Source organism: Ensifer sp. LC163 (genome assembly GCF_001695855.1).
Taxonomy (GTDB): Bacteria; Pseudomonadota; Alphaproteobacteria; order Rhizobiales; family Rhizobiaceae; genus Ensifer.
Genome location: NZ_MBSS01000046.1, coordinates 1 through 2,219, shown reverse-complemented (window position 1 = coordinate 2,219; position 2,219 = coordinate 1). Strand labels below are relative to the sequence as shown.

At 68.4% G+C, this 2,219-nt stretch carries 2 protein-coding genes; both read right to left on the bottom strand.

Annotated elements, in window-relative coordinates; genetic code table 11:
* On the bottom strand, positions 1 to 582 hold a 582-nt coding region (locus tag BC360_RS26295), incomplete at its 3' end, for a hypothetical protein (protein ID WP_065797430.1).
* A gap of 143 nt (positions 583 to 725) precedes the next feature.
* A partial coding sequence (locus BC360_RS26290) for a type I secretion system permease/ATPase (RefSeq protein WP_065797429.1) occupies positions 726 to 2,219 on the bottom strand: 1,494 nt, incomplete at its 5' end.

The window sequence follows — 2,219 nt, the reverse complement described above, 5'->3', positions numbered from 1 at the left end:
GCCGCCGTTGTTGCCGCCGTTGCCATTGCCGTCGTCATCATCGCCGTCATCATCGTCATTGCGGCCGCCGGTCGACGGCAGGTTGCCGAAGGACGACAGCCGGGGAAAATCGAAGTCCGACAGGTCGTTGTCATTGGCCGAACGCTTGGACTGCTGCAACGGCCGGTCGTCGACAAAGCCGGTATCGGGACGGCCGTCGTCGAAGGACAGCCGCACCGAGGCGCGCAGCCGGCCGGTCACCGTTGCAACCGTGCCCGTCGTCAGCGCGAAGTCGGCCATCAGCTCGCGGAAATAATCGGCCACATCCTCGACGATATCGAGCGCGCCGGCCAGATCCGGCCCGGCCTGCGGCTCGTCCACCGGCGCCATCGCCTCACCATCGCCAAGCCCCGGACGATGCGCCGGCGCATTGCCGTCGGCCTCGTCGCGGCTGGCAAACACCGAGCCGAGGCCACCGAGAAACAGCGCCGACAGCAGCAGCCGGCCGCGCTTGCGCTCCGGTCGGTCGGCGATCTCGAAACGGTTCATCGGCGCGACCGCCTGCTGGCTGTCGGGTCGCTTCAGGATGAGCTTCTCGTCCATGACATCCTCCTCGGCCGGCGCCGGCTCCGATCGCGGAGCCCATCTTGCGCCCTGGCCTCGTGTCGCTCGCTTGGCGTCTGTTCAGCTCTGCCGCCAAAGGCCGGCTTCAATCTCCGCTATGCTCGGCCCTGGCACTGTGCCGGCTACTCCGCCGGCACCCGTTGCGGCTGGCCCATGCCTTGTCCCATGCCGGCATCCGCCCTGCCGGCGGCATCCGCCCTGCGGTTCTTCTCCACCACCAGCGGCCGCATCTTCTGCGACGGCAGGATCTCCTCCTTCGGTCCGAAGGCGACCAGCCGGCCGGCCTGCACCAGGCCGATCATGTCGACCGTCTGCAACGCGCTTGGGCGGTGGGCGACGATGACGACGATGCCGCCGCGCTCGCGCACCTTGAGGATGGCCTGACACAGCGCCTCTTCCCCTTCCGCATCGAGGTTGGAGTTCGGCTCGTCGAGCACCACAAGAAAAGGATCCCCGTAGAGCGCACGAGCCAGGGCAATGCGTTGCCGCTGGCCTGCGGACAGTGCGGTTCCATGAGGACCAAGTTCGGTCTGGTAGCCGTTCGGCAGGTGCACGATCATCTCGTGAATGCCGGCGGCCTTGGCGGCGCGGATGATGGCGCGCGCATTCGGCGCCTCGGCAAACCGCGAGATGTTGTCCGACACCGTGCCGTCCATCAGCGCCACGTCCTGCGGCAGATAGCCGACATGCTGGTTGAACAGCGTCTCGGGCCATTGGTTGAGATCGGCGCCGTCGATGCGCACCGCCCCGCGCAGCACCGGCCAGATGCCGAGCATGGCGCGCGCCAGCGTCGTCTTGCCGCCGCCCGACGGCCCGATCAGCCCCAGCGCCTGGCCGGCCGTGAGCTCCAGGCTCACTTCGCTCAACAGCACCGCCCCGGTCGACGGCGCCACCGTCGTCACCTTGTCGAGGCAGAGGCTCTCGTGCGGCGCCGGCAGGTCGAGGCTGCCGGAGCGCTCGTCGAGCACGCCGAGCGTCTCGTTCAGCCGGTGATAGCTGCGCCTCGCCGCCACCACGCCCTTCCATTGCGCGATCGCCATGTCGACCGGCGCCAGCGCCCGGGCGGTGACGATCGACGAGGCGATGATCGCGCCCGGCGACAATTGTCCGCGGATCGCCAGATAGGCGCCAAGCCCGAGGATCGCCGACTGCAGGATCATGCGCAGCACCTTCGACAGGCCCGACAGCGTGCCGCCGATGTCCGAGGTCCTGGTCTGACAGTCGAGATGGCGGCGATTGGCCTTCTCGAAACGGTCGACCGCGCGGCCGGTCATGCCCATGGCATGCAAGACGTCGCTGTTGCGGGCATTGCTGTCGGCCACCGAGCTGCGGGCCACCGAGGCCTTGATCATCGCGTTGGAATGGCGCCGCGTCAGCACCTCGGCGATGATGGTCAGCACCGCCAGCACCAGCGCGCCACCGAGCGTGAGGTAACCGAGCAGCGGATGCAAAAGCCAGACGAAGACGAGATAGATCGGGATCCACGGCAGGTCGAACAGCGCCACCGGCCCCTGGCTTGCCAGGAACCCGCGCAGCGTGTCGACGTCGCGGCCGCGCTCCGTCGCCTCCGCCGTCGAATAGCCGAAGCGCGGCATCTCGATCACCACCTTGTGGGC